The organism is Corallibacter vietnamensis (assembly GCF_039537875.1).
Classification (GTDB): domain Bacteria; phylum Bacteroidota; class Bacteroidia; order Flavobacteriales; family Flavobacteriaceae; genus Corallibacter; species Corallibacter vietnamensis.
On record NZ_BAABBI010000001.1, the window covers coordinates 1,113,881 to 1,138,872 of the forward strand.

The 24,992-nt window shown below is 32.1% G+C and carries 26 protein-coding genes; 13 read left to right on the forward strand and 13 right to left on the reverse strand.

The window, feature by feature from the left end; translation table 11 throughout:
- The first annotated feature begins 19 nt into the window (after window positions 1-19).
- Genes ABD690_RS05055 through tsaB form a run of 3 tightly spaced genes read left to right on the forward strand, consistent with a single transcriptional unit; the run spans window position 20 to window position 3,136 of the window.
- The gene (locus tag ABD690_RS05055) at window positions 20-1,132 is read left to right on the forward strand and encodes an efflux RND transporter periplasmic adaptor subunit (protein WP_344727855.1); all 1,113 of its coding nucleotides are present in this window, start codon (window positions 20-22) and stop codon (window positions 1,130-1,132) included.
- Entirely contained in the window at window positions 1,119-2,459 is a 1,341-nt protein-coding gene (locus ABD690_RS05060) for a TolC family protein (RefSeq protein WP_344727857.1), read from the forward strand. The genes ABD690_RS05055 and ABD690_RS05060 overlap by 14 nt, the downstream gene beginning before the upstream one ends.
- Window positions 2,460-2,461: 2 nt before the next feature.
- Window positions 2,462-3,136 (forward strand): tRNA (adenosine(37)-N6)-threonylcarbamoyltransferase complex dimerization subunit type 1 TsaB, encoded by a 675-nt coding sequence (gene tsaB / locus ABD690_RS05065; RefSeq protein ID WP_344727859.1) that lies wholly within the window; start codon window positions 2,462-2,464, stop codon window positions 3,134-3,136.
- A gap of 5 nt (window positions 3,137-3,141) precedes the next feature.
- Here the strand turns inward: tsaB and ABD690_RS05070 are convergent, their stop codons facing one another.
- From ABD690_RS05070 to ABD690_RS05085, 4 genes are all read right to left on the reverse strand, one after another.
- Entirely contained in the window at window positions 3,142-3,954 is an 813-nt protein-coding gene (locus tag ABD690_RS05070; RefSeq protein ID WP_344727861.1) for a mechanosensitive ion channel family protein, read from the reverse strand.
- A 102-nt stretch (window positions 3,955-4,056) separates the two neighbouring features.
- A complete protein-coding gene (locus tag ABD690_RS05075) occupies window positions 4,057-4,413 on the reverse strand; it encodes a DUF1304 domain-containing protein (protein WP_344727863.1) in 357 nt (118 codons plus the stop codon).
- 47 nt (window positions 4,414-4,460) lie between these two features.
- Window positions 4,461-4,661: a dodecin family protein gene (locus ABD690_RS05080; protein ID WP_344727865.1), complete on the reverse strand. Its 201-nt coding sequence runs from the start codon at window positions 4,659-4,661 to the stop codon at window positions 4,461-4,463.
- A gap of 74 nt (window positions 4,662-4,735) precedes the next feature.
- Complete coding sequence (locus ABD690_RS05085; RefSeq protein ID WP_344727867.1) at window positions 4,736-5,638, reverse strand: NifU family protein; 903 nt, start codon at window positions 5,636-5,638, stop codon at window positions 4,736-4,738.
- Window positions 5,639-5,886: 248 nt separating this feature from the next.
- Between ABD690_RS05085 and ABD690_RS05090 the strand changes: the two genes are divergently transcribed.
- From ABD690_RS05090 to ABD690_RS05105, 4 genes are all read left to right on the forward strand, one after another.
- A complete protein-coding gene (locus ABD690_RS05090) occupies window positions 5,887-6,888 on the forward strand; it encodes a PorP/SprF family type IX secretion system membrane protein (protein WP_344727869.1) in 1,002 nt (333 codons plus the stop codon).
- A 224-nt stretch (window positions 6,889-7,112) separates the two neighbouring features.
- Window positions 7,113-9,272 carry a tetratricopeptide repeat-containing sensor histidine kinase gene (locus tag ABD690_RS05095; protein WP_344727871.1) on the forward strand — a complete coding sequence of 720 codons (2,160 nt, stop codon included), beginning with the start codon at window positions 7,113-7,115 and terminating at the stop codon, window positions 9,270-9,272.
- 14 nt (window positions 9,273-9,286) lie between these two features.
- Window positions 9,287-10,021 (forward strand): LytR/AlgR family response regulator transcription factor, encoded by a 735-nt coding sequence (locus tag ABD690_RS05100; protein ID WP_344727873.1) that lies wholly within the window; start codon window positions 9,287-9,289, stop codon window positions 10,019-10,021.
- Window positions 10,022-10,033: 12 nt separating this feature from the next.
- Window positions 10,034-10,546: a gamma carbonic anhydrase family protein gene (locus ABD690_RS05105; RefSeq protein ID WP_344727875.1), complete on the forward strand. Its 513-nt coding sequence runs from the start codon at window positions 10,034-10,036 to the stop codon at window positions 10,544-10,546.
- Window positions 10,547-10,550: 4 nt separating this feature from the next.
- Here ABD690_RS05105 and murI read toward each other — a convergent pair whose 3' ends face one another.
- From murI to ABD690_RS05145, 8 genes are all read right to left on the reverse strand, one after another.
- Window positions 10,551-11,330, reverse strand: coding sequence for a glutamate racemase (gene murI, locus ABD690_RS05110; protein ID WP_344727877.1), 780 nt, complete (start codon window positions 11,328-11,330; stop codon window positions 10,551-10,553).
- Between the two features lie 64 nt (window positions 11,331-11,394).
- Window positions 11,395-11,904, reverse strand: a complete 510-nt coding sequence (locus ABD690_RS05115; RefSeq protein WP_344727879.1) for an OmpH/Skp family outer membrane protein — start codon at window positions 11,902-11,904, stop codon at window positions 11,395-11,397.
- A gap of 44 nt (window positions 11,905-11,948) precedes the next feature.
- Complete coding sequence (locus ABD690_RS05120; RefSeq protein ID WP_344727881.1) at window positions 11,949-12,950, reverse strand: OmpH family outer membrane protein; 1,002 nt, start codon at window positions 12,948-12,950, stop codon at window positions 11,949-11,951.
- A 173-nt stretch (window positions 12,951-13,123) separates the two neighbouring features.
- Window positions 13,124-15,799 (reverse strand): outer membrane protein assembly factor BamA, encoded by a 2,676-nt coding sequence (bamA, locus tag ABD690_RS05125; RefSeq protein ID WP_344727885.1) that lies wholly within the window; start codon window positions 15,797-15,799, stop codon window positions 13,124-13,126.
- Window positions 15,732-16,415 carry an undecaprenyl pyrophosphate synthase gene (gene uppS / locus ABD690_RS05130; protein WP_418513040.1) on the reverse strand — a complete coding sequence of 228 codons (684 nt, stop codon included), beginning with the start codon at window positions 16,413-16,415 and terminating at the stop codon, window positions 15,732-15,734. Before uppS ends, bamA begins: the two co-directional genes overlap by 68 nt.
- A 58-nt stretch (window positions 16,416-16,473) precedes the next feature.
- Entirely contained in the window at window positions 16,474-17,163 is a 690-nt protein-coding gene (gene porG / locus ABD690_RS05135) for a type IX secretion system protein PorG (RefSeq protein ID WP_344727892.1), read from the reverse strand.
- Window positions 17,164-17,262: 99 nt separating this feature from the next.
- Entirely contained in the window at window positions 17,263-18,147 is an 885-nt protein-coding gene (locus ABD690_RS05140; protein ID WP_344727896.1) for an NAD kinase, read from the reverse strand.
- A 4-nt stretch (window positions 18,148-18,151) separates the two neighbouring features.
- Window positions 18,152-18,811 (reverse strand): CBS domain-containing protein, encoded by a 660-nt coding sequence (locus ABD690_RS05145; protein WP_344727898.1) that lies wholly within the window; start codon window positions 18,809-18,811, stop codon window positions 18,152-18,154.
- Window positions 18,812-18,902: 91 nt separating this feature from the next.
- Between ABD690_RS05145 and ABD690_RS05150 the strand changes: the two genes are divergently transcribed.
- From ABD690_RS05150 to clpX, 6 genes are all read left to right on the forward strand, one after another.
- Window positions 18,903-19,616 carry a pyridoxine 5'-phosphate synthase gene (locus ABD690_RS05150; RefSeq protein ID WP_344727901.1) on the forward strand — a complete coding sequence of 238 codons (714 nt, stop codon included), beginning with the start codon at window positions 18,903-18,905 and terminating at the stop codon, window positions 19,614-19,616.
- Window positions 19,617-19,620: 4 nt separating this feature from the next.
- Entirely contained in the window at window positions 19,621-20,391 is a 771-nt protein-coding gene (locus ABD690_RS05155) for an alpha/beta fold hydrolase (RefSeq protein WP_344727905.1), read from the forward strand.
- A gap of 43 nt (window positions 20,392-20,434) precedes the next feature.
- Window positions 20,435-20,782, forward strand: a complete 348-nt coding sequence (locus tag ABD690_RS05160; protein ID WP_344727907.1) for a phage holin family protein — start codon at window positions 20,435-20,437, stop codon at window positions 20,780-20,782.
- 115 nt (window positions 20,783-20,897) lie between these two features.
- Complete coding sequence (gene tig / locus ABD690_RS05165; protein ID WP_344727909.1) at window positions 20,898-22,226, forward strand: trigger factor; 1,329 nt, start codon at window positions 20,898-20,900, stop codon at window positions 22,224-22,226.
- A 95-nt stretch (window positions 22,227-22,321) separates the two neighbouring features.
- Window positions 22,322-22,996, forward strand: a complete 675-nt coding sequence (gene clpP, locus ABD690_RS05170; protein ID WP_344727912.1) for an ATP-dependent Clp endopeptidase proteolytic subunit ClpP — start codon at window positions 22,322-22,324, stop codon at window positions 22,994-22,996.
- Window positions 22,997-23,024: 28 nt separating this feature from the next.
- Window positions 23,025-24,257, forward strand: coding sequence for an ATP-dependent Clp protease ATP-binding subunit ClpX (gene clpX, locus ABD690_RS05175; RefSeq protein ID WP_344727915.1), 1,233 nt, complete (start codon window positions 23,025-23,027; stop codon window positions 24,255-24,257).
- Window positions 24,258-24,302: 45 nt separating this feature from the next.
- Here the strand turns inward: clpX and ABD690_RS05180 are convergent, their stop codons facing one another.
- Window positions 24,303-24,989, reverse strand: coding sequence for a lycopene cyclase domain-containing protein (locus ABD690_RS05180; RefSeq protein WP_344727919.1), 687 nt, complete (start codon window positions 24,987-24,989; stop codon window positions 24,303-24,305).
- Between the last annotated feature and the right edge of the window lie 3 nt (window positions 24,990-24,992).

The following is a 24,992-nucleotide window of genomic DNA, read 5'->3' on the forward strand; positions in this document are numbered from 1 at the left end:
AATCAATCATAAATTTAAAATGAATAAAACAGTAAAAATAATTATTGGTATAGTACTACTAGTGCTATTTGTTTTGGTAATAAAATACTTTAAAGACTCCAACTCTAAAGAAGTAGAGGAATTTAAAGTAGAAGAACCTTTTTATACGTCTATTAAAACTAAAGTAGTCGCAACAGGTAAGCTTAATCCCGAAGAAGAAATTGCATTGAAACCTCAAATTTCTGGTATTGTAGACAAAATTATGGTAGAAGAAGGTGATGTTGTAAAAAAAGGTGATTTAATAGCAAAAATTAGAGTTGTGCCTAATGAACAAAGTTTGGTAAGCGCCAACAGTCGAATAAAAACAGCTCAACTATCATATAATAACGCCAAAACCCTTTACGATAGAAATAAAGCGTTATTTGATAAAGGCGTTATATCAAAACAAGATTTTGAGAACAGTGAGCTATCTCTAAACCAAGCAAGAGAATCTCTAAACCAAGCACAAAATGATTATCAAATTATAAGACAAGGATCGCTTTCAGGAGGCAGTTCTGCAAACACAAACATTATAGCCCAAATATCTGGAACTGTATTAGAAATACCTGTTAGAGAAGGAGATCAAGTAATAGAAAGTAACAACTTTAACGAGGGTACTACAATTGCTTTAGTGGCAGATATGAGCAAAATGATTTTTGAAGGAAAAGTTGATGAAGCTGAAGTAGGAAAACTAGAAGAAGGCAAAGAGATTATTGTAGTTTTAGGAGCGATAAATGAAAAAGAGTTTCCTGCAAAACTTACATTTGTAGCTCCAAAGGGATTAGAAGAAAACGGAGCCGTACAATTTACTATTAAAGCAGATGTACAAGTAGAACAATCTACAAAAATAAGAGCAGGATACAGTGCAAATGCTGAAATTGAAATGGAAAGCAAGGATAGTATTCTAGTAATAAAAGAAGCATTATTACAGTTTAATAGAATTACAGAAAAGCCTTATGTTGAAATTAAAAAAGACGACGGCTCATACGAAGAAAAATATGTTGAGTTAGGTATTTCTGACGGAATTAATGTAGAAATAGTAGAAGGTGTTGCAGAAGGCGATAAAATTAAAGTGTGGAATAAAGCATCAAAAGATAACAATGATGAAAATTAATAAACTACTAGCAGGTGCTGTTTTATTTGCAGCTGTCTCTTTTAATAGCTTTTCTCAAGAAAAAAAATGGACATTAAAAGAATGTGTAGATTATGCTTTAGAGAATAATATAACAATAAAGCAAGGAGAAAATACACTATTGTCAAATGAACAAGATATTATAGCCGCAAAAGGTAACTTTTTACCATCTGTGAGTGGAAGTTTAGGAGAAAGATTAAGTATTGGTTCAGGATTTGATCAAGTAACAAATCAAAGGATTAATAACCAAACAACACATTCGTTTAGTTATAATCTTGGAGTTAATCAAAATGTTTTTAACGGATTTAGAACATTAAACCTTTACAAGCAATCACAACTGAATCTAGAAATAAATAAGCTAGAATTAGCTAGAATTAAAGATGATATTTCATTAAACGTAGTTAATGCTTATTTAAATGTCTTGTTTAATATTGAAAATTTAGAGACAGCAAAAGCACAATATGAGTTTTCAAAAAAGCAATTAGACCAAGTAAAATCATTAGTAGATGCAGGCGTTCAGCCAAGAGCAAATATTTATGATTCTGAAGCAACATTAAGTGCTGACGAGCAAAATGTAACAATAGCAGAGAATAATTATACGCTATCATTATTATCATTATCACAATTGCTTCAAGTTCCTTTTCAAGGTTTTGATGTTGCAGTTGTTGAGATAGGCTCTCCATCAGAAGCGTTACTATATAACAGTGTAGATCCGGTTCTAGATTATGCTATGGCTAATAGAAATGAAATTAAAGTTGCTGAAAAAAATATTGAGAATGCAGAATTAAGCACTGAAATATCTAAATCAGGTTATTATCCATCTGTCGGTTTTAGTTATGGTTTTGGTTCCGTTTGGAGTGAATCTAAAAATGATTTTCAAAAACAAGCTTTTTTTAGAGAGCTTGATGTTAACAAAGGTCATACATTCAATTTAAGTGTGTCAATTCCTATTTTTTCAAGATTTCAAAACAAAACCGCAGTTGCTAAATCTTTAATTCAGGAGAATAATAGTAAACTTAATTTAGATCAAGCAAAACTAAATTTAGAATCTAACGTACAACGAGCTTTTACAGATGCTCAAGCAGCATATAAAGCGTTTTTAGCAGCAAAAAAATCATTAGAATCACAAGAATTAGCTTTTAAAAACTCTCAAGAACGTTATAATATTGGAGCGATGAATGCATTTGATTTAGAACAGACAAGAATTCGATTAGTAAATGCTCAAGCTTCATTGATAAATGCAAAATATGATTTTGTATTTAAAACAAAAGTATTAGATTTCTACCTTGGTAAACCTTTGACAGAATAATTTTGGCACTTATACTAAACATAGAAACAGCAACAACAAACTGTTCAGTCTCTCTTTCAAAAAAAGGAGAGACTTTTGCTTTAAAAGAAGATTACAATAACGGTTATTCACATGCCGAACGCTTACACGTGTTTATAGATACACTACTTAAAGAAAATAACATTGAGCCTTCACAGCTTGACGCTATAGCTATAAGTAAAGGGCCTGGATCTTATACAGGACTTCGTATAGGTGTGTCTGCAGCAAAAGGGCTTTGTTTTGCATTAAATAAGCCGTTAATAGCAGTTTCAACATTAGAGGCTTTAGCACACCAAGTTAAAGCAAAAAACGGTGTTATAGTACCAATGCTTGACGCAAGGCGTATGGAGGCTTATACGGCTGTTTTTGATGCTGATTATAAACCTATTCAGGATATAGAGGCAAAAATTATTGAAACAACATCTTTTAGTACATATTTAGAAAGCGGAACTGTTTACTTTATTGGTAACGCGGTAGAAAAAACTAAAACAGTTGTGACTCATAAAAATGCCGTTTTTATTGAAGATAAATTACCATCGGCAAGTAGTATGAGTTTATTAGCTTATAATAAATATAAAATAAGCGACGTAGAAGACGTCGCTTATTTTGAACCATATTACTTAAAAGATTTTGTTGCTATAAAGCCAAAATCTAAATAAAAGTTTTATTCACCTTTATGAATTTCTACTTGATGTGGATAAGGTATTTCAATACCAGCAGCATCAAGCGCTTCTTTAGTTTGTTCTGTTACATCAAAGTAAACAGCCCAGTAATCTTCAGTTTTAGACCAAGGTCTTACAGCAAAATTAATAGAACTGTCTGCCAACTCTAATACCGTAACAGCAGGTGCAGGATCTTTTAAAACTTTAGGGTGCGATGTAAGTACATTCATTAGTACTTCTTTGGTTTGTTTTATGTCAGACTCATAGCCCACACCAAACACTAAATCTACACGTCTTGTTCCTTCAGTTGAATAGTTTACAATATTACCGTTAGATAAAGCACCGTTAGGAATAATAATTTCTTTATTTGATAAGCCTGTTAATTTTGTAGTAAATATTTCTATTTCTTTAACAACACCTATCTCTCCTTGAGCTTCTATTAGGTCACCTATTTTAATAGGTTTAAAAATCATTAATAAAACGCCACCAGCAAAGTTGCCTAGAGACCCTTGAAGCGCCATACCTACAGCTAGTCCAGCAGCAGCTAATACAGCAGCAAATGATGTGGTTGGCACGCCCAATACACCTAATAGTGTTATAACTAGCAATATCTTTAATCCCCAACTTAATAGGTTTATTAAGAATTTTTGAAGGCTTTCATCATAATTGCTTTTTGTCATAAGTTTTTTAGTAGCATTCATGATTTTTTTAATAATCCACGAGCCAACTATCCAAAATACAATTGCGCCAATGACTTTTAAGCCGTATTCGGTTGCAAATTCAACGGCTGTGTTTGTCCATTTTTCTAAATCCATGTTTTTGTTTTAAATTAATTAATATGTAAAAATAATAAAGTGATAAACACTTAAATTTAATATAAGGTTAAAAATTGAAACACAAAATTCTATGTGTTGAATTTATGTTAATAGTACTAGAATAAGTGTCATAATAGCTGGAACGGCTTGAATATAAAATAACGTAATCTTTTTTGTAGAATATGCACCGTATATACCAGCTATAGAAACACAAGTCAAAAAGAAAACAGCAAAATTCATATTGTTGTTTAACAGTGCGTAAATAATACCAGCAGCAAGAAAACCATTGTATAAACCTTGGTTGGCTGCTAATACTTTTGTGTCTTCAGCAAATTCCTTTGATTTTAACCCAAATGCTTTTATGCCTTTTTTTGTTGTCCAAAGAAACATTTCTAAATATAAAAAGTACAAATGTTCAAAAGCAATAAACCCTAAAAGTATATATATCAATAACGTCATAGTCATAAAAACAAAAAACCACCTTTTTACAGGTGATTTTTTATAGGTTATTTAACTTCAAAAGTGAGTTTTAGATTTACTCTAAATTCTGTTACATTATCACCATTTACAATGGCGCTTTGGTCTTGAACATAAACAGAACGTATGTTTTTTACTGTTTTAGAGGCTTCTTTTACAGCCTTTTTAGTTGCGTCTTCCCAGCTCTTATCAGAGTTTGATAAGACTTCTATAACTTTTAATACTGCCATGATTTTGTCGTTTATAAGTATACTTTTAAAGTTACTTATTTTTTTGACACCATAAAAGCTATTTAGTCACTTATTTAGCCGTTTATAGCTTCTACAGTAGAAATTTTTCCTTGCAACATTTCTTTAAGCATATTTTCTATACCGCTTTTTAGAGTAAATGTTGAAGACGGACAACCACTACAAGCACCTTGTAAAATAACTTTTACAACTTTACTATCTGGATTGTAAGATTCAAACTGAATATTTCCACCATCGCTAGCTACAGCAGGTTTTACATATTCTTCAAGAATATTTACAATTTCTTTTGACGTATCATCAAGCGCCTCAAAAGACTCGTCTAGTTGTTCAGTTGTTTTCTTTAAAACTTGTTGTGCATCTGGTTTTAAAATTTCTTTACCTTGCTCGATATAGCTTCTTATAAACTCACGAATTTCCATTGTAATATCTGTCCAATTTGCCATGTCATATTTTGTAATAGACACATAGTTTTCATCAAAGAAAACAGCTTTCACAAAAGGAAAATGGAATAATTCGCTAGCCAAAGGAGACACAATGGCTTCATCAATAGAAGTAAATTCATAAGATGTTGTAACAAGCTTTTTGTTTGCAACAAATTTCATGGTTGCAGGATTTGGTGTGCTTTCCGCATATACTGTTACGGGAACCTTTTTAGGTTGAGCATCTTCTTCTACAACAACGCCTCCATTATTTAAGAATGCTTCAATTTGTTGTGCTACTTCTTCTTGTACATCTTTCCACTCAACAATATTGTAGCGCTCTACAGCTATAAAATTACCAGAAATGTAAACTTTTTTTACAAACGGTAAGTAAAATAACTGTTGCGCTAACGGAGAGTTTTTAGCATCATCTATGTTGTTAAATTCAAAACTTTGATGTTGGGTAATAAAGGTGTTTACCTCAAATTTTATTATGGTATGATTGTTAGTTTCTTTTATTGAAACTTGATATTGACTCATTTTATTTTTTTTACAAAAATACTAAAAGTTAACTTCAGTTATCCATATATTTGGCCATTATTGTTTTTTTGAAAAAAAATCGATTTAAAAATTCAGAATATTAAAAGGCTTTAACTATTATGATGCCTTTTGTAAAAAGTAAATTTTATATATTTGGCTTCTGATTATAATTTTATGGTCAAAAACAAGTTTATATAAGATAAAAACAGACGATAAGTTTTAATCAGTCTGCCCTGAAAACTAAATTTATGATGTTGAAAAGATTCTACATATTAGTATCAGTGATATTTTTCACACAATTTGCAAACTCTCAAGAAGGACTTCCTGTTTATACAGATTATCTAACAGATAACTATTATTTAATTCATCCATCTATGGCAGGTGCAGCAAATTGTGCTAAAATAAGAATGACAGGTCGCCAGCAATGGTTTGGTCATGAAGATGCGCCTAAACTTTTAACAATAAGTGCTAATGGAAGAATAGGAGATTCACAATCAGGTATTGGTGCTATTTTTTATTCAGATAAAAATGGTTACCATTCTCAAAACGGTGCGTATGTAACGTATGCACACCATATTATGTTTTCAAGAAGTGAGTTAGACTTAAACATGTTATCGTTTGGTTTAAGCGTAGGTGCTATTCAATATAAACTTGACGAAACTGCGTTTGTAAACGAACCTTTCGATCCTATTATTGCAGGTATAGAACAAAGTTCTACTAATTTTAATATGGATTTTGGTTTCTCTTACCACTTGTATAACTTTTATGCACACGCTACGGTAAAAAACATTTTAAAAAATGAAGGTATAAATAATGATCGTCAGTTTACTAGTAATTTAAGACGTTATTTAGTATCTGCCGGAACTGTGTTTGGCAAATATGGTAGTGAGTGGTCTTATGAACCATCACTTATGTATCAATATAAAGATGCTACAAAAGAATCATCTATAGATGTTAATGCAAAAGTTTACAAAGAAATGGAGTTTGGTAAGCTTTGGGCAGGTTTGTCTTACAGACGTAGTTTTGATGGTGCTGAATATTATGAGAATGGCAGCGTAAGCAGTCAAAAACTTCAGTATTTTTCACCACTTGTAGGTGTAAACTATAACAATTTCATGTTTGCTTATACGTATGCTTATCAAGCAAACTCTGTAGTGTTTAATAATAGTGGTTTTCATCAAATAACGCTTGGTTATAACTTTAACTGTAGAAAAGAGCGTTACCACTGTAATTGTCCTGCAGTAAACTAATGATTCATCTTATTATAAAATAAAAAAGCGCCTTGAACTTATATTCAAGGCGCTTTTTTTATTTAAAAACTATGAATGAGTAAATAGGTTGTTAAAATGAGTGATACTATATACTTATTTAGTTATACCTTGTAATTGCATATTAAAGCTTTTAATTCCGGCTACAGGCTATTTTATTTTATCAGTTAAAGTGCGTAAGTTTATATTTTGAAGCCAATATTTACATGAAAATAGTTTTAAAGTGTATCATTTTTTTTGTTGTTTACTTACAGGTAAACAGCTTGTCTGCTCAAAGATTTAAGTCGTTAAACAACGATGAGATTTTTACAGTAAGAGGCTCTGTAACAGAAAAAGATACTAGAAAACCCATAGCAAAAGTAAATATAGAAGTAAATGGCGGAGCTTACACAACAACCAATATAGCTGGAGACTTTAGAATTCAGGTTAAATATGGCGATGAGCTTATAATTAGACACAAAGATTTCAATACCATTTATTACACTATTAATAGCCGAGAGCGTATAGATGTAATTGTAGAGCCTGCTATTACATCAAGCTCTGTAAAAAGCAAATATAAAAGCCCTAAACAGTTCAATGCCTTAATAGACTCTGCGTTGGTATATCTCAAATCTGATGCAGAAAAAAGTATTCAATTTGTAACAGAAGCCTTAGCAGAGAGTAAGTCTGTAAAGCAAAATTCAGAAGTTTATGAAGTTTTAGGAGATGTTAACGCATACTGGAAACAATACGATTTAGCAATATCAAATTACCGAATAAGCCTCAATAATGTGCAAACTAATGAAGTAAAGTTAAAATTGGCCAAAGCATATGAACTTAATGGTAACTACCAAGAGAGTATTGAGCTTTATAATTCACTAGAAGAGCCAGAGCTATCTAATTGGCAAATAACAACAAAGTACGAAGGTCTTGCAGATGTTTATTTAAAAACAGAAGATTTAAAAACAGCCTTAAATACCTATAAAAAAGCTCTTGAAATAGCCAAGGATAAAAAACTATCACCTAAAATAACCGATTTAAATTCTAAAATAGCCCAGGCTTATGAAAAAATGGGTGCTACAAATTTAGCAGAATCTTTTTACAAATCTGCAATGAGTTTAGCCTCACAACAAAGTAAGAAACGTGCAGTAGAAGAGAAAGAAAAGGTTGCCGAGTTTCAAAGTAAAAATAACGCTATTGAAGCTGAAATTGCCTTGAGAGAAGAAGTTGTAAAGGACGTTCAGGATATTGAAAAAGATTCAATTATTTCAAATGATAGCCCAATAACAATTCAAAAGCAAAACTATAAAATAGGTACAGCTTATGCCATGCAAAATGATTATGAAAAAGCCATTCCGTACTTAAAGAAGAGTATTGAGGTTGCCGAAGATAAAGAAGATTTGGTCATTCAAAAAGATGCTACAAGAAAGCTTTCTGAAGTATATCGTGATGCAGGAGATTATAACAAAGCACTATCTACAGCAAAAGTTTACGAACGATTAGTTGACGAACTTTATATAAAAAAGGAACAAGAAATTATACAAGCAGCAAGATTTAGTAGAGATTTAGCAAATAAGCAAAATCGTATAATGAGTCTGGAAAATGAACGCCAACTTGCTGAAAGCAAGTATCAGTTAACTGCCGAGCGAAATAAGCGTCAAAAACTTGTAATTTACTCACTTATTGGAGGTTTAGTTTTACTATTGGTTACAGCATATTTTATGTTTAAATACATAAAACAACAACGTCTTGCAAACAATTTATTGGCATTAAAATCTTTGCGAAGTCAAATGAATCCGCATTTTATTTTTAATGCTTTAAACTCGGTAAATAGCTTTATAGCTACAAACGATGAGCGTACCGCAAACAAGTATTTGTCAGATTTTTCAACCTTAATGCGTACTGTTTTAGAAAACAGTGAAAAAGACTTTATTCCCTTAGAGAAAGAAATTGAGCTACTAGAGTTATATACCAAGTTAGAACATTTTCGTTTTCAAGATAAGTTTGATTATTCCATTATTGTAAATGACAATGTTGAGGTAGAAGATTTTCAAATTCCACCAATGTTACTTCAGCCATATATAGAGAATGCGGTATGGCATGGCTTGCGTTACAAAACCGAAAAAGGTTTGTTACAAATTGTAGTTAGTAAAAAAACAGCGTCAGAAATCACGATAACAATAACCGATAATGGAGTAGGAAGAGCCCGATCTAGATCTCTTAAAACAGATCATCAGAAAAAACAAAAATCTACAGCTATGAATAACATAAAAAAACGTGTAAATATCTTAAATACGATGTATAAAGATAAAGTAGATGTATTTGTAGATGATTTATCAAACGCTCAAGATACAGGAACAAAAGTGGTTGTTACGTTAAGGAAATAAAGAAAATTAAACTTATGAAACTAAACGCTATAATAGTAGAAGATGAAGCTGCAAGTAGAGATATTTTAAGAAATTATCTTAAAAAATATTGCCCCAATGTAAATGTTATTGGAGAAGCTGAAAATATTGAAGAAGGTTTGGTACTTATTAGAAATCATGACTTGGATGTTGTTTTTCTAGATGTAGAAATGCCTTACGGAAATGCTTTTGATCTATTGGATAAGGTAGGTGATGTAGCTTTTGAAACCATTTTTGTGACCGCTTATAATCATTATGCAATAGATGCGCTAAACGCACACGCTTCGTATTATTTAATGAAACCTATTTCCATAGATGAGCTTATAAAAGCCGTTGATTATGTAACAGAAATAAAAACCAAAGAACAAGCTTTGCAAGATCAGGTGTTAGTGCCAAAAACAACACAGATAAATGGGAAGGTAACTATACCGCAGCAAGATGGTTTTGAGATTATTAATACAGCCGACATTCTATTTTGTAAAGCTGATGATAACTATACAGAAATATATCTTACTACCAATAAGAAAAAAGTAGTAAGTAAAACATTAAAACATTTTGAAGATACTTTAAGCAACGATAGTTTTGTAAGAGTACATAAATCATATTTAGTAAATATCAATGAAGTTGTAAAGTATGTTAAAGGAAAAGGCGGTAGTGTTGTTTTAAGTAACGGAAAAGAAATACTAGTATCTGCTTCAAAAAAGTCTAATTTATTGTCTTACTTTAAATAAAAAATAATACAAATGCCAATCATAAAACCAGTAAAAGGAAAACAACCACAAATACCAGACGATTGCTACATCGCAGAAAATGCCACTATTGTAGGAGAAGTGATTATGGGAAATACATGTAGCGTTTGGTTCAATGCTGTTATACGAGGCGATGTTCATTTTATAAAAATGGGTAATAAAGTAAACGTACAAGATGGCGCTGTAATTCATGCAACGTATCAAAAGTCACCAACAACTATAGGTAATAATGTATCTATTGGTCATAACGCCATTGTACATGGTTGTACTATTCATGATAATGTGCTCATTGGTATGGGAAGCATTGTTATGGACGATTGTGTTATTGAAAGTAATAGTATTATTGCGGCAGGAGCAGTTGTTACACAAAACACTAGAGTAGAAGCAGGAAGCATTTATGCGGGTGTTCCAGCAAAAAAAGTCAAGGATATAAGTAAGGAATTAATTTCTGGAGAGATTGACCGTATTGCTAATAACTATGTGAAGTATTCTAGTTGGTTTAAATAGAGAACTAAAAATCTAGATATTCAGCCTTATTTTTATTTCCTAATAGTGTTGTCATAACATCCGGATGAGCATTACTGTAAAATGTGTGTTTTGCAGTAATAGGAAGCTGGTTTAAAAGGTGTTCTTTTTCTAAAATAGCTTTGGTTTGTCTTGCAACAGCTTCACCAGAGTCTATAATTTTTACATGTTTAGGGAGTAGTTTGAGCAATTCAGGAATCAGATAGGGGTAATGTGTACATCCTAAAACCAAATAATCAATTTCAGCATCAATCATAGGTTTTAAGTATTTTTTTAAAAGTGTTTTTATTTCTTCGCTACCTATTTGTCCTTGTTCAATAAGTGGTACAAGGCCTTCACCGACTTGTTCTATAACTTTTATCCCGTTACTATATAAATCTGATGTTTTATGAAACAGTTCACTAGATAGCGTTCCTTTTGTGGCTAAAATACCAACGGCTTTTGTTTTTGTGTTTAAAGCAGCAGGCTTAATAGCAGGTTCAATACCTATAAATGGGATGTCATATTTGTCTCGTAGTATTTTTATGGCGTTTGTTGTTGCCGTGTTACAGGCTACAACAATAATTTTACAACCTTTTTTGATAAGTAGTTCGGTGTTTTTTATGCTTAAGTCTATAATATCTTGTTTAGACTTGTTGCCGTAAGGTGCATTTTTACTATCGGCTAAATAGATTGTACTCTCATTAGGTAATAGTAAGTTAAGCTCTTTCCAGATGGAAGTGCCGCCAACACCAGAATCAAAAACACCAATAGGTTGTTTACTCATATTACAAAAATAAAAAAGCCACTTATGTAAAGTGGCTTTTTTTAGATTTTTATTAGGGTTTAAATTAAAATCCTAATTCTTTTTTTACATCTTCAAGTAAGTTTTTACCATCAGCCATAATAACGCCACCACCTTGAGTAGAGTCAAGCACGTATTGGTAACCTTGTGCTTTAGCTACTTTTAATATAGCTGCTTTAGCTTTTTCAGTAATAGGCTTTAGTAATTCAACTTCTTTCTTTTGCATTTCTTGTTGTGCAGTACCTTGGTATTGCTGAATGTTTTGTTGCATAGTTTGTACTTCAACTAAACGTTTTTGGTTTTCTTCATCAGTTTTTGTTGAAGCTTCAGATTCGTATTGCTTCATTTTATTCTGATATGTAGTTACCATTTCTTTAATATCAGCTTCATAGGTTTTACCTAATTTATCCATTTCACCTTGAGCGGTTTTCCATTCTGGCATCGCTTGAATTAATTCTTGCGTATTGATATGAGCAACTTTACTTTGAGCCTGCATAAAACTTGTTGCTCCTAAAAATAGTACTGCTGCAAATAAAAGGGTTCTAAATTGTTTCATTTTAATTTTAATTAAGTATTAATGTGTGTTTAAGTTATTTATTGTTAATTGTCTTCGTCTTCGTCAGACTGTTCATTATTATTACTTTCTCTTTCTTCTTTAGCCTTTGCACGCTCTTCTAGTATTTGTCGTTTACGTTCTTCTAATTCTAATTTTCTACGTTCTCTATCAGCTAATTTTTTTTGGCGTCGTTCTTCAAGAATTTCTTCTCTTGTTTTTGGTTCTTGATTTTGGTCGCTTGTTTTGTTTTCTTCTACAGTTTCTTCTTCAGATGCCGTGTCATCGTTGCTGGTTTGGTTTCTAGCATCTAGTTTGTCTTGTCTTGCTTTAGCACGAGCTTGAATAATACTGTCACGTCTTCTTTGAATTTCAAGTTTTCTAGCTTCTCTAGCATCCATAATACTGTCTCTACGATTACTAGCTTCTTTTTCTCTTGCTTCTAGCTCTTTGTTTACTTCAGGAACAACACTTTCTTGTTCTGCCATTCGGCGCTCGGCTCTGGTTTGTGCTTGTTTACGTTTTGCACTTCTAGTTATAGATCTAATAACTTCTTCGCTGAAGTCAAAACGATCTGCCGAGTAAAGCATTACAACATCTGCTGATTTGTCAAACACAAAATCGTATTTTCTTTTTGCAGCGATATCTTGAACTGCAGCAAAAATTTGATCTTGTATAGGTTGTATTAATTGCTTTTTTTGAATTATTAAATCGCCATTAGGCCCAAATCGTTTTTGTTGATAATCTAATATTTCTTTTTCTTCAAAAGCAATGTCCTCTTCACGCTCTTCAATCAGTTCTTTTGTTAATAAGGCTTTTTCGTTGCTTAAATCTTTGCGCTTTTGTTCGATACCACTTAATTGGGTTTCAATTTCGGTTTTCCATTTTTGCACTTTAGATTCTAGCTGCGATGTAGCTTCTTGATATTCTGGAACGTTCTCAAGTATGTATTCTGTATCTATGTAACCTATTCTAACACCTCGTTGTGAGAAGCTAGATAAGCTTATCATAAATACTGCGATCACTAAAAAAAGAACTTTAAATCTCATCTGTTTCATGTTTATAATTTAATAGCATAATAAATTCTTAAAAAAATGACAGATGATTATTATTCTGTCCCTTTTTTGAATTAATGTTTTCAAAATTAACGAATTTTAATTTTAAAAATTTTAATTCAGGGTTTAAAATAATCAATTTGTTTATAGAAAATATCGTGCCAAAATTAAAATTGTTGTCCAATTATAAAGTGTGTTTGCCAACCACTCTTGCTTGTTTGTCCTGTTGCAGGGTCAAATCCATGACCAAAATCTATTCCTAATAAACCAAAAGCAGGCATAAAAATACGTAAACCTAATCCAGCTGAACGTTTTAAATCAAATGGGTTGTAGTCATGAAAATCATTATATGAAACTCCACCTTCTAAAAAGCCTAGAACATAAATTTTTGCTGATGCTTTTAATGTGATAGGGTAACGAAGCTCTAAAGAGAATTTATTATAGATGGTACCACCGTCTTGTGTAGAAAATCCATTCTCGTCTGCTGGTTGTAAACTTTGGTTTTCATAACCACGTAAAGCAATAGTTTCTCTACCATCTAGGTTATAACCTCCTAAACCATCTCCACCAAGAAAGAATCTTTCAAAAGGAATTACACCACGATCTTGATTGTAGGCTCCTAAAAATCCAAACTCTAAACTAGGTCTTAAAACAAGCTTTTTAGCAAGTTCTGTATACCATTCTGCTTTAAATTTTATTTTGTAAAACTCTAACCATTTAAAGCGTTCTTGATCTATTTCGGCAATACGGTCTGCAGCACTATTTCTTACAGTTGTCGTTTCATTAGCATCATTTACGACAGCTTGTTTTTCATCACGTTCGTTTTTTAACGCTTCATAATCAACGTTGTTAAACAATGAGTAAGGCACAGAAAGTTTTGCTGTTAAGCTAAATAACGATCCTCTTTGTGGGAATACAGGATCATTCCCTCTATTATCTCTACTGATACCTATTGTGTATGCTAAATTGTTAGAGTAACCATCACCAAATGTAAATAAACCAGTGTTGTAGTTTTTTAAGTCATAATGTTGGTAACTTATAGCTTGTGATAACGTAAAGTAATCATCAGGAATGGTAAGTCGTTTTGCTAGACCTAATGTAATACCTGTAATATTGAAACGCTTGTCTTTATCAGCTTCACCAGTGTAAGAGTTATATAAAAACTGTCTTGAGTGTGATAATGATGTTGAGAATTGAACAGGTTTTTTTCCTCCTAGCCAAGGCTCTGTAAAAGAAAAACTATAGGTCTGGTAAAAACGGCTAGCTTGTAAACGAAGCGCTAATTTTTGTCCGTCACCTCGTGGTACTGGGTGGTATGCATCAGGATTAAATATGTTTTTTAACGAAAAGTTATTAAACGATAATCCTAGAGTTCCAATAAAGCCACCACCACCGTAGCCTCCTTGTAATTCAACTTGACTAGAACCAGTTTCTTCAAGGCCATATTCCAAATCAATTGTACCTTCGTTTGGATTTGGGTTTTTGAAATTGGTTGCTATTTTTTCTGTATCAAAAAAGCCTAATTGACTTAACTGTCTTATGGTTCTTACCACATTAGACTTACTATATAACTGCCCTGGTCTTGTGTATAATTCTCGGTATATAACATTATCATTTGTAACATCATTTCCTGTTACAGAAATGTTGTTAAAATATACAGGTTTACCTTCAGAAATTCTTATTTCCATGTCTATGACATTTCCTTCAGCATTAACTTCAACAGGGTTTATGGTTGAGAATAAATAACCGCTGTTTTGATATAGGTTGGTTATATCATCAGCATCAGGTTTAGTATTGTCTGCAATACGTCTGTCTAGCAGTACACCGTTATATGTGTCACCTTTTTCAATGCGTAATATACTGCTTAATACTTTGTCGCTGTAAACTGTGTTACCTATGAACTTAATATCACCAAATTTGTATTTAGTACCTTCTTCTACATCAATCTTTAATGTGACATTTTTTTTGTCGTTTACGATAAGCGTGTCTGAAATTATACGTGCGTCTCTGTATCCGTTCTCTTTATATTTATCTACAAGGTTTGTTAGGTCATCTTTGTAATCAGCTTCTATATATTTAGAGCGTTTAAAAAGGTTTTTGATGCTTTTTTGTTTTGTGTTTTTCATCGCTCTACGTAGCTTTCTTGATTTTATAGAATCATTGCCCGTAATGATAATGTCTTTTATTTTTACCTTTTTCCCTTTGTCAATGTTTAAAACCATATTAACTCTTGATTTCTCTATAGAGTCATTTACTTCTATGGTATTTATGTAAACTTTTGCATTGTAAAAGCCGTCCTTTTTATATTTGTTTATTAGGTAATTTTTTGTTGTTGTAATTAGGTTTTCGGTTACCTTAACACCTTTTTCTAATTTGTTTTCTTCTATAATTTTCTCTTTTTTAGACTTCTTAATTCCATTGATTTTAAGCTCATTTAATTCAGGTAAATCAGAGAGTCTTATTTCAAGATAGGCAACATTGCCTTCAGTTTTTAATAGGTATATATTGATGTCATTAAATAAATTAGAGTCCCAAAGTTTTTTAATGGCTTTGCTAATTTCTTCACCTGGGATAAGAATTTCTTCGCCTTTTCTTAAGCCAGAATAGGTCACTATTGTTTGTGCACTAAAATGGGTGTCACCAGAAACAGTAATGTCTCCAATGGTATATGTTTTGCCATCATTGTAATTTAATTCTTGCGCATTGGTATTATGGCAAACTACTATAAGTAATAAGGTAAGTGTTAAACTTAAATATGTTTTCAAAGGTAGTTGTTTAGTTAATTTGTTCACTTGTTTTCCCAAATCTTCGTTCTCTTTTTTGATAGTCAATAATGGCCTCATACAAATGGTGCTTTGTAAAATCAGGCCAAAGCACATTTGTAAAATATAATTCAGCATAAGCAATTTGCCATAGTAGGAAATTACTTATACGTTGTTCGCCGCTGGTTCTAATAAGTAAATCTACGTCTGGTAAATTTTGCGTGTAAAGATGCTTATTTATAACCGATTCATCAATTTTTTCAGGCGAAATTATATTATTTTTAACTTTAAGGCTTATTTTTTTAACTGTATTTAATATTTCTTCTCTAGAGCCATAGCTTAAAGCTAATGTTAGGCACATCCTATTGTTATCTTTTGTTTTTTCAATAACATCTTGTAACTCTTTATAAACCTTTTCAGGAAGAGCTTCGGAATTGCCTATGGTTGCTAGTTTTATATTGTTTTTTTGAAGTGTACTTATTTCTTTTTTTAAGGAAGAAACAAGAAGTTTCATAAGTGTTTGTACTTCAATTTTAGGTCTGTTCCAGTTTTCTGTTGAAAACGCATAAAGCGTTAGGTTTTCAACGCCAAGTTCAGCACATCCTTCTACAACTTGCCTTACCGCTTTGGTGCCATTTTCATGACCAAAAGCTCGTAGCATACCTTTTTGTTTAGCCCAGCGTCCATTACCATCCATAATAATGGCAATGTGTTTGGGTAAGGCGTTTGTATGTATTTGTTTTTTTAAATCCACATTAAAAAGAGCAAAAGCATGGTTTTTTACCAAAGGTATATGTTAAGGTTACTCCAGTAAAAACATACCAATCATTATTATTTGTGTTTCCAAAAGCTGCAGGAGCTTCATTGTCATAATCAGGAACGCTACCATCTATTTCGTCAGAAAATGTGTAACGGGCACCAATTTCAGCAGCTAAAATAAAGTTGCCAAGAATACTGGTTTTTATACCTAAAACCATCGGGATACCAAATGCAATACTAGAAGTGTCTTCAGAAATTAAACCTCTGTTTTTTGAGAAAAAGAAGTTGTCATGATAAGCAGCAGTAATACCAGTAAATAAATAAGGTGTTGTTTTTGGGCGCTCATCATGTAAGTCATAATCTAAAAATGTAAATTCTATACCTAATGATGCTTCAATAATTTGGTTTTTAAAACTATAGTCTCGTTCTATACGTCTAGGGTCATCAGATTCAGAATCTTTTCCTTCTAGTTCTGAATATATTAAAGAAAAACGAAATGCGTGTCTTGGGCTCCTGTTCCACTTATAAATACCTCCAAAAGCTGGACTGTTAGGAGCAATATGACTTGTTGATCCAACGTCTCCAATAAAATTACTTGCTCCCAAAAACACACCTAGTTCATGGGTTTGAGAGTAGCTTAATTGGCTTGTTAATATGATAATTACTATTGTGGTTAAATACCTCATAAATGTTCAAAAGTTTGCAAATATAATAAATAAGATTAGCCTATAACAATTTGAATCAAATTGTATTAGGATAAAACAGCTTTTATTAAAATTTATTGCTTAATTACGTCGGTCTTCACCCCAAAGTAGCTTTTTTCTTAATGTATCTAGAAAACTTTCATCTAACAATTCAATCATTTTGATTTTAAAAGGTGCTTTTTTTATTGTGATAAGGGTTTCGTTACTCAATGTTGCAATTCTAGAATCTAGTGATACTAAATGATTTTCTTCACGGCCACTTACTTTAAGTTGAATTTCAGTTGCATCAGGAATAATTAACGGTCGTGCGCTTAAGTTGTGTGGCGCGATAGGTGTTAATACAAAGCTGTTTGTGTCTGGTGTTATAACTGGACCGCCACAACTTAAGGAATATCCTGTAGAGCCTGTAGGTGTGGCAACTATTAGGCCATCACTCCAGTAAGAAGTAAGGTATTCATTATTAAGCTGTGTTTCTACAGTAATCATAGATGTTGTGTTTTTTCGACTTACAGCAATTTCGTTTAGAGCAAAATTGATGTCAACTAAATCAGGGTTTTCGGGTGTGGTTTTAATTTCTAATAAACTGCGTTCAGATATTTTATAGTTGCCTTTTAAAATATGGTCTATAGCTGTGGTAATATAATCGTTTTGAATCGTTGCTAAAAATCCTAAACGACCAGTGTTTATACCTACTATAGGGATACCTAGATCCTTTACCAATGTAATGGCTCTAAGTATAGTTCCGTCTCCACCAATACTAATAAGCAAATCAAAGCTTTTATCAAGATTGGTAAACGTATTAAAACTGTCGTAGTTTTTTTGCGTCTTTAACTGGCTGTTTATTATGTTAAAAAAGTTTTCCTCTATAAATGCTTTTAGGTGATGCTTGTTTAAATAATCAAAAAGAATTTTAACCGCTTCTTCAGCGTTAATATGATAGAATTGTCCGAAAATGGCTATTTTCATTACGCTAAATGTTTAAGTATTTGTCTAAATATTCAGAACGATCTTTTAGGCTTTGTATGTAGTTGTCTTCTTCATGACCAGAAATAATATTATAACTATAACGTCTAAATGTTTGTGCAACATCATTTAGGCTTGTATTACCAATTTTTAAAGTAATTTGAGCAACGTCATTTTCAATTTTTGAAATAAAAGCGCCTAGCAGCTTTCCGTCGTTAGATTCTACAATCTGGCTTATTTCACTAAAGGAGTAATCGTTAAATCCTTTTTCAACAATAAGTATAGCGCCTGCTTCAGAAAAGAAAGGTGTTTCATTAAAAAGGTTTATAACATCATTTAACTCGTAGTAACCCAAATAGGTGTTGCGACTATCAAGCACAGGCATAATGTTTGTTGAGTTTTGAGCAAATGCTTCTAGAACATCAAGCCATAACGTATTGTCTCTTACAAAAAAGCCCTCTATTGCATGATGACATTCAGAAATGATTTTATTACTAGTAAAACAATGTACATCAGTTTCTGATAAACAACCCAAATACACATTGTCTTCATTCTTAACAGGAATATGAGAGTATGTCAATTGATTAAATAACAACTGCATATCACTTATTTTGTCTGTTATTAAAATAGGCTTTATGTCGTTTATTATGTAGTCTGAAAGATTCATAAATGTGTTTTTGTTGTTCCTGCAAATTAATTAAAAAATGCTACAATAAGCGTGATTGAGTTTGTATTTTTGTATTCTTAAAATAAAACTTATGACAAAGTTAAGTGTAAATATTAATAAGATAGCAACTTTAAGAAATTCTCGTGGAGGCGATATGCCCAATGTTGTGCAATTTGCTAAAGATGTTCAGAAATTTGGAGCAGAAGGTGTTACTATTCATCCAAGACCAGATGAAAGACATATTCGTTACCAAGATGCCTATGATTTAAAGTCTGAAGTATATACCGAATATAATATAGAAGGTAATCCAATAGAAAAATTCACCAATATGGTTTTAGAGATAAAGCCTACGCAGGTAACTTTGGTGCCTGATGCTGTAGATGCTATAACTAGTAACGCAGGTTGGGATACCATTAAGCATAAGGATTTTTTAGTTGAAATGATTCAGGAGTTTAAACAAAATGGAATTAGAACATCCGTTTTTGTAGATCCAGATTTAAAACAAATAGAAGGCGCTAAAGAAACCGGAACAGATAGAATAGAATTGTATACAGAAGCTTTTGCACATCAATATAGTTTAGGTAATCATGAAGCTATAAAGCCTTATGCGGCATGTGCTGAGTTGGCCAATGAGCTTGGCTTGGGTGTAAATGCAGGACATGATTTATCGTTAGATAATATTCAGTTTTTTAAACAGCACATTCCTGGCTTATTAGAAGTGTCTATTGGTCATGCACTTATTTCTGAGAGCTTATATTTAGGAATAGAAAACGTTGTTCAAATGTATTTACGAAAACTAAAATAACATTATGGATTTACATGCAAATGTATTAGGAGAAGGCACGCCGTTTATCATACTTCATGGTTTTTTAGGTATGGGGGATAACTGGAAAACATTAGGAAAAAAATTTAGTGAAACAGGTTTTGAGGTTCATATGATTGATCAACGTAACCACGGAAAAAGTTTTCATTCTGATGCTTTTGATTATGAACTTCTTGTTGAAGATTTAAAACAATATTGTGATAAGTTCCAACTTAAAAACATTGTACTTCTAGGGCATTCTATGGGAGGCAAAACAGCAATGCTTTTTGCTTCAACTTACCCTGAATTGGTTTCTAAATTGTTGGTTGCCGATATTTCACCTAGATATTACCCAATACATCATGATACCATACTAGAAGGGTTAAGCAGTTTAAACTTTTCAGAGCTAAAAAGTCGTAGCGAAGCCGATGAACAATTATCTCGTTACGTATCAGATTTTGGAACACGTCAATTTTTACTAAAAAACCTGTATTGGGTAGAAAAAGGGACACTTGCTTTACGCATGAATTTAGATGCGCTAAAAAAACATGTAGGAGAAGTAGGTGAAGCATTACCTATGCATGCCAAGTTTGACGGAGCTACACTTTTTTTAAGAGGCGATAAAAGTGAGTACATAGCACAACAGGACGAAACACTTATAAAAAATCATTTCCCTGAAGCGCAAATAGTAACTATAAGCAATGCAGGTCACTGGTTACATGCTGAAAATCCTGAAGATTTTTATAATGCTGTAATAGCGTTTGTAAAAGCATCATAGGTTTTTTGTATCTTTATGAAAAGAGACTAAAAAACCAATTTTTATGAACCTTATTATTAGAGTATTATTAACAGCTGTAGCAGTTGTTATTTTAGCAAAACTTTTGCCAGGAGCTGCTGTTGAAGGTTTTGGTTCAGCAATCATTGTAGCCATAGTTTTAGGACTGCTTAACGCTATAGTAAAACCTATTTTGGTAATACTTACATTGCCAATTACCATTGTAACATTAGGATTGTTTTTGCTAGTTATCAATGCATGTATCATTTTATTGGCAGATAAATTTATAGATGGGTTTGGCGTAAGTGGCTTCTGGACAGCCTTGCTATTTAGCTTACTACTATCACTGATGCAATCTATTTTATATTCACTTTTAAAAGACGATAAAAAATAGACTGAAACACAAGCTGTTAAAAACTTTGTAGGGTTGTAAAAAAGTTATACTTTTGCAACCCTTTTTAATTAAATAATAGTTTTAAAAATGCCCTTTGGGCTTATGTCATAACACGATGAATATTACAAGAGAAAACATTGACGCATTAAATGCTGTGGTAAAGGTTGATATTGCTAAAGAAGATTATAGCGATAAAGTAGAAAAAATCTTATCAGATTACCGTAAAACAGCAAACATTCCAGGATTTAGAAAAGGACACGTGCCAATGGGAATGGTGAAAAAACAATACGGAAAAGCTGTGTTGGTTGATGAAGTAAACAAATTACTTCAAGATGCATTAAACAAATATTTAACAGAAGAGAAACTTGACGTTTTAGGGCATCCGCTACCAAAGCCTCAAGATGATTTAGATTGGGATTCTGACAAACTATCATTTGAATTTGAATTAGGATTATCACCAGAATTTGATGTAGAATTAAAATCTAAAAAAGCTATCACTAGTTATACAATTGTAGCTGGAGATAAAATGATTGATGATCAAATTGAAAACATTCAAAAACAATACGGGAAATTAATCTCTCAAGACGAAATAGCAAAAGATAGCGAAGTAACAGGTACTTTTAAAAACGAAGAAAAAGAGATTGAAAACACCGTAACCTTAACTTTAGATAAATTTAAAGGAAAAGCAACCGAAAAGAAATTTGTAGGAGCAAAAGTAGGTGATGTTATCAAACTTAAAACAAAAGGACTTTATGATGATGAGCATGAATTAATGCACGCTCTTAAATTAACACATGACGATGTTCATGGCTTAGACATTGAAGTAACTTTTACTGTAACAGAAATTAACGAACGTGAATTAGCAGATTTAGATCAAGAATTATTTGATAAATTATTTGGTAAAGACGTTGTAAAAAGTGTTACAGAATTAAAAGAAAAAATAAAAGAAGACGCTGAAAAACAATTTAAGCAACAAGCAGACCAAAAGTTATTAAATGATGTAACTGAATATTTAGTAGACAATACTAAATTTGATTTACCATCAGAGTTTTTAACAAAATGGATGCAAACTGCAGGCGAAAAAGAATTAACAGAAGAGCAAGCAAAAGAAGAGTACGAAAAATCTGAAAAAAGCTTACGTTACCAATTAATTGAAAGTAAACTTATCGTAGAAAACGACATTAAGGTAACTATGGATGATATTAAAGACCATGCCAAGCAAATGATAAAAGCGCAAATGGCTCAATTTGGTCAAATGAATCCTTCAGATAAAGAATTAGAAGATATTGCAGCTAGAGTTTTATCAAATCAAGATGAAGCACGTCGTATATCAGAACAAATTATCAGTCAAAGATTGCTTGATATCTACAAAGAAAAAGCAAACCTTAAAGCAAAAGAAGTTACTTACGATGACTTTATAAAAGAAGTTTACGGCGATAAATAAGTTAACAAACTTTTAAAGAATAAATCCTTATATTTAGGCGTTGAAATTTTATATTTTAACGCCTTTTTATTTCATTAAAACAATCACGACAAACTATGGATTACGCAAAAGAATTTGAGAAATTCGCTATAAAAGATCAAGGGATTAGTAGTACGTATTACAATAAAATAATGAGTAGTATGTATCCAACAAACCTCACTCCAAATATTATTGAAGAACGCCAAATGAACATCGCTATTTTTGATGTGTTTTCTCGTTTAATGATGGATCGTATTATCTTTATGGGAACAGCCATTAACGATCAAGTAGCAAATATTATACAAGCACAATTATTGTTTTTAGAAAGTACAGATGCATCTAAAGACATTCAAATATATATCAATTCACCAGGAGGTAGTGTTTATGCTGGTTTAGGAATTTATGATACGATGCAGTTTATAAAACCAGATGTAGCAACTATTTGCACAGGAATGGCAGCATCAATGGGTGCTGTATTATTATGTGCTGGAGAAAAAGGAAAACGAAGCGGTTTATCTCACTCACGTGTTATGATTCACCAACCATTAGGAGGAGCGCAAGGTCAAGCTAGTGATATTGAAATTACAGCACGAGAAATATTAACATTAAAAGAAGAGCTTTATAACATTATTAGTAAACATTCAGGTCAGGATTACGACAAAGTATACGCAGATAGTGACCGTGACTACTGGATGAAAGCTGATAAAGCAAAAGAATATGGAATGATTGACGAGATTTTAGTTCGTGAATAATTCTAAAAAAAGAAAAGAAAACTGATTTATGGCAAAGGAAGATTTAGAATGCTCGTTTTGTGGTAGAAAAAAACCCGAAACAAACTTATTAATCGCTGGGCTAGATGCACACATTTGTGACAGATGTATAGAACAAGCACATGGTATTGTTTTAGAAGAGTCAAAACAAAGTGATAATACCGACTTGTCTGCCGAGCTTATGTTGCGTAAACCACAGCAAATAAAAACATTTCTTGATGAGTATATTATTGGTCAAGAAATGACAAAAAAAGTAATGTCTGTGGCTGTTTACAACCATTACAAGCGATTATTACAAACACCTTCTGATGACGATATTGAAATACAAAAAAGTAATATCGTTATGGTAGGACAAACCGGAACAGGAAAAACCTTAATGGCAAAAACCGTAGCAAAAATGCTTAATGTGCCATTAGCTATTGTAGATGCTACTGTGTTAACCGAAGCTGGTTATGTAGGAGAAGATGTTGAAAGCATTTTAACACGTTTATTACAAGCAGCAGATTACAATTTAGAAAAAGCAGAAAAAGGGATTGTTTTTATTGACGAGATTGATAAAATAGCTCGTAAAAGTGATAATCCTTCAATAACTAGAGACGTATCTGGAGAAGGCGTTCAGCAAGCTCTACTCAAGCTTCTTGAAGGAACAACTGTAAACGTGCCGCCTAAAGGAGGACGTAAACATCCAGATCAAAAGTTTATTGAAGTTAACACAGAAAATATTTTATTTATTGCTGGTGGAGCTTTTGATGGGATAGATAAAATTATTTCAAAAAGACTTAATATGCAGGCTGTTGGTTATAGCGCATCAATGTCTGATGAGCGTGTTGACCACGAGCACTTATTGCAGTACATTATTCCAAAAGATTTAAAAGATTTTGGATTAATTCCAGAAATAATAGGAAGACTTCCAGTGCTAACATACATGGATCCTTTAGATGCTAAAACATTGAGAGCTATCTTAACAGAGCCTAAAAACGCCATTATAAAACAGTATAAAAAACTGTTTGAAATGGATGACATTGCTTTTAGTATGACAGATGGCGCTTTAGACTATATTGTTGAAAAAGCTATTGAATACAAATTAGGGGCTAGAGGATTGCGTTCATTGTGTGAAGAAGTGCTTACTGATGCTATGTTTGAGTTGCCAGGAAGTAAAGAAAAAGAGCTTAAAGTAACTAAAGCTTATACTGAAGAAAAATTAACTAAAATCACATTAAAAAAACTAAAGGCAGTTTCTTAACGTAAAGTAGGTTTTAATATAAAAACAAAAGTCATTTGTAATATTTTACGAATGACTTTTTTGTTTAAAATAACGATATAAATCAATATTGCTTATTATCAAAAGTAAACCATAAATTGAATCTTCTATAGGAATGTTTCCTAGGCGTATTCCTAGGTTTTCGGCATCATTGTACCACACAATAGGAGCCACTATAAAACTACCTGTTAAAATGCCGTTGCTTATAAAGAAAAAAGGAAGCACCAATATGTAACTTAGATAATGATAAGATAAGTCTGTTTTTTTTAATAGATGAATGCTTAAGTAGGCGCTAGTAACAAAAAAAGTAACCGAGGTATAGAGTTTATTGTAATTTATAATAGCAGTAAAAAGCAAAATTAATAAAACAATAAGTGTTATATAGCGCTGTATGTTTTTTAACGGGTTGTTTTTTATTAAATATATTGTAGAAAAATATGTAAAGACACATGAAAAAGGAATGCAGATAAAGAATAGGATTTCTTCAATAGGAAGGTTTGTTATATAAAAGCCAGTTAGGTACGTGTTGTTGAAACCCCAAATGCCTTTTTGAACAAATAACGCATCCCATATCAAAAATAAAAGCGCAATAATAAGGTTGGCCTTAATAAATGGCTTCCAGTCTTTGTAAAAAGCATGTTTTTTATAAAAACTAGCAATTAGAGGTATTGAGATACAAGCTAAATCTACCAATAAGTAAGTATAAGCTTTCATACG

Excerpts from the sequence above, each read along its gene's own strand:
- ABD690_RS05150 (WP_344727901.1), top strand. The coding sequence starts at position 18,903 with ATGACAAAGTTAAGTGTAAATATTAATAAGATAGCAACTTTAAGAAAT.
- ABD690_RS05085 (WP_344727867.1), bottom strand. The coding sequence starts at position 5,638 with ATGAGTCAATATCAAGTTTCAATAAAAGAAACTAACAATCATACCATA.
- ABD690_RS05080 (WP_344727865.1), bottom strand. The coding sequence starts at position 4,661 with ATGGCAGTATTAAAAGTTATAGAAGTCTTATCAAACTCTGATAAGAGC.
- ABD690_RS05155 (WP_344727905.1), top strand. The coding sequence starts at position 19,621 with ATGGATTTACATGCAAATGTATTAGGAGAAGGCACGCCGTTTATCATA.
- ABD690_RS05160 (WP_344727907.1), top strand. The coding sequence starts at position 20,435 with ATGAACCTTATTATTAGAGTATTATTAACAGCTGTAGCAGTTGTTATT.
- ABD690_RS05060 (WP_344727857.1), top strand. The coding sequence starts at position 1,119 with ATGATGAAAATTAATAAACTACTAGCAGGTGCTGTTTTATTTGCAGCT.
- porG (WP_344727892.1), bottom strand. The coding sequence starts at position 17,163 with ATGAGGTATTTAACCACAATAGTAATTATCATATTAACAAGCCAATTA.
- tig (WP_344727909.1), top strand. The coding sequence starts at position 20,898 with ATGAATATTACAAGAGAAAACATTGACGCATTAAATGCTGTGGTAAAG.
- ABD690_RS05090 (WP_344727869.1), top strand. The coding sequence starts at position 5,887 with ATGATGTTGAAAAGATTCTACATATTAGTATCAGTGATATTTTTCACA.
- uppS (WP_418513040.1), bottom strand. The coding sequence starts at position 16,415 with ATGGATGGTAATGGACGCTGGGCTAAACAAAAAGGTATGCTACGAGCT.
- ABD690_RS05120 (WP_344727881.1), bottom strand. The coding sequence starts at position 12,950 with ATGAGATTTAAAGTTCTTTTTTTAGTGATCGCAGTATTTATGATAAGC.
- clpX (WP_344727915.1), top strand. The coding sequence starts at position 23,025 with ATGGCAAAGGAAGATTTAGAATGCTCGTTTTGTGGTAGAAAAAAACCC.
- ABD690_RS05115 (WP_344727879.1), bottom strand. The coding sequence starts at position 11,904 with ATGAAACAATTTAGAACCCTTTTATTTGCAGCAGTACTATTTTTAGGA.
- ABD690_RS05180 (WP_344727919.1), bottom strand. The coding sequence starts at position 24,989 with ATGAAAGCTTATACTTACTTATTGGTAGATTTAGCTTGTATCTCAATA.
- ABD690_RS05140 (WP_344727896.1), bottom strand. The coding sequence starts at position 18,147 with ATGAAAATAGCCATTTTCGGACAATTCTATCATATTAACGCTGAAGAA.
- ABD690_RS05100 (WP_344727873.1), top strand. The coding sequence starts at position 9,287 with ATGAAACTAAACGCTATAATAGTAGAAGATGAAGCTGCAAGTAGAGAT.
- bamA (WP_344727885.1), bottom strand. The coding sequence starts at position 15,799 with ATGAGGCCATTATTGACTATCAAAAAAGAGAACGAAGATTTGGGAAAA.
- murI (WP_344727877.1), bottom strand. The coding sequence starts at position 11,330 with ATGAGTAAACAACCTATTGGTGTTTTTGATTCTGGTGTTGGCGGCACT.
- clpP (WP_344727912.1), top strand. The coding sequence starts at position 22,322 with ATGGATTACGCAAAAGAATTTGAGAAATTCGCTATAAAAGATCAAGGG.
- ABD690_RS05070 (WP_344727861.1), bottom strand. The coding sequence starts at position 3,954 with ATGGATTTAGAAAAATGGACAAACACAGCCGTTGAATTTGCAACCGAA.
- ABD690_RS05105 (WP_344727875.1), top strand. The coding sequence starts at position 10,034 with ATGCCAATCATAAAACCAGTAAAAGGAAAACAACCACAAATACCAGAC.
- ABD690_RS05055 (WP_344727855.1), top strand. The coding sequence starts at position 20 with ATGAATAAAACAGTAAAAATAATTATTGGTATAGTACTACTAGTGCTA.
- ABD690_RS05145 (WP_344727898.1), bottom strand. The coding sequence starts at position 18,811 with ATGAATCTTTCAGACTACATAATAAACGACATAAAGCCTATTTTAATA.
- ABD690_RS05075 (WP_344727863.1), bottom strand. The coding sequence starts at position 4,413 with ATGACGTTATTGATATATATACTTTTAGGGTTTATTGCTTTTGAACAT.
- ABD690_RS05095 (WP_344727871.1), top strand. The coding sequence starts at position 7,113 with ATGAAAATAGTTTTAAAGTGTATCATTTTTTTTGTTGTTTACTTACAG.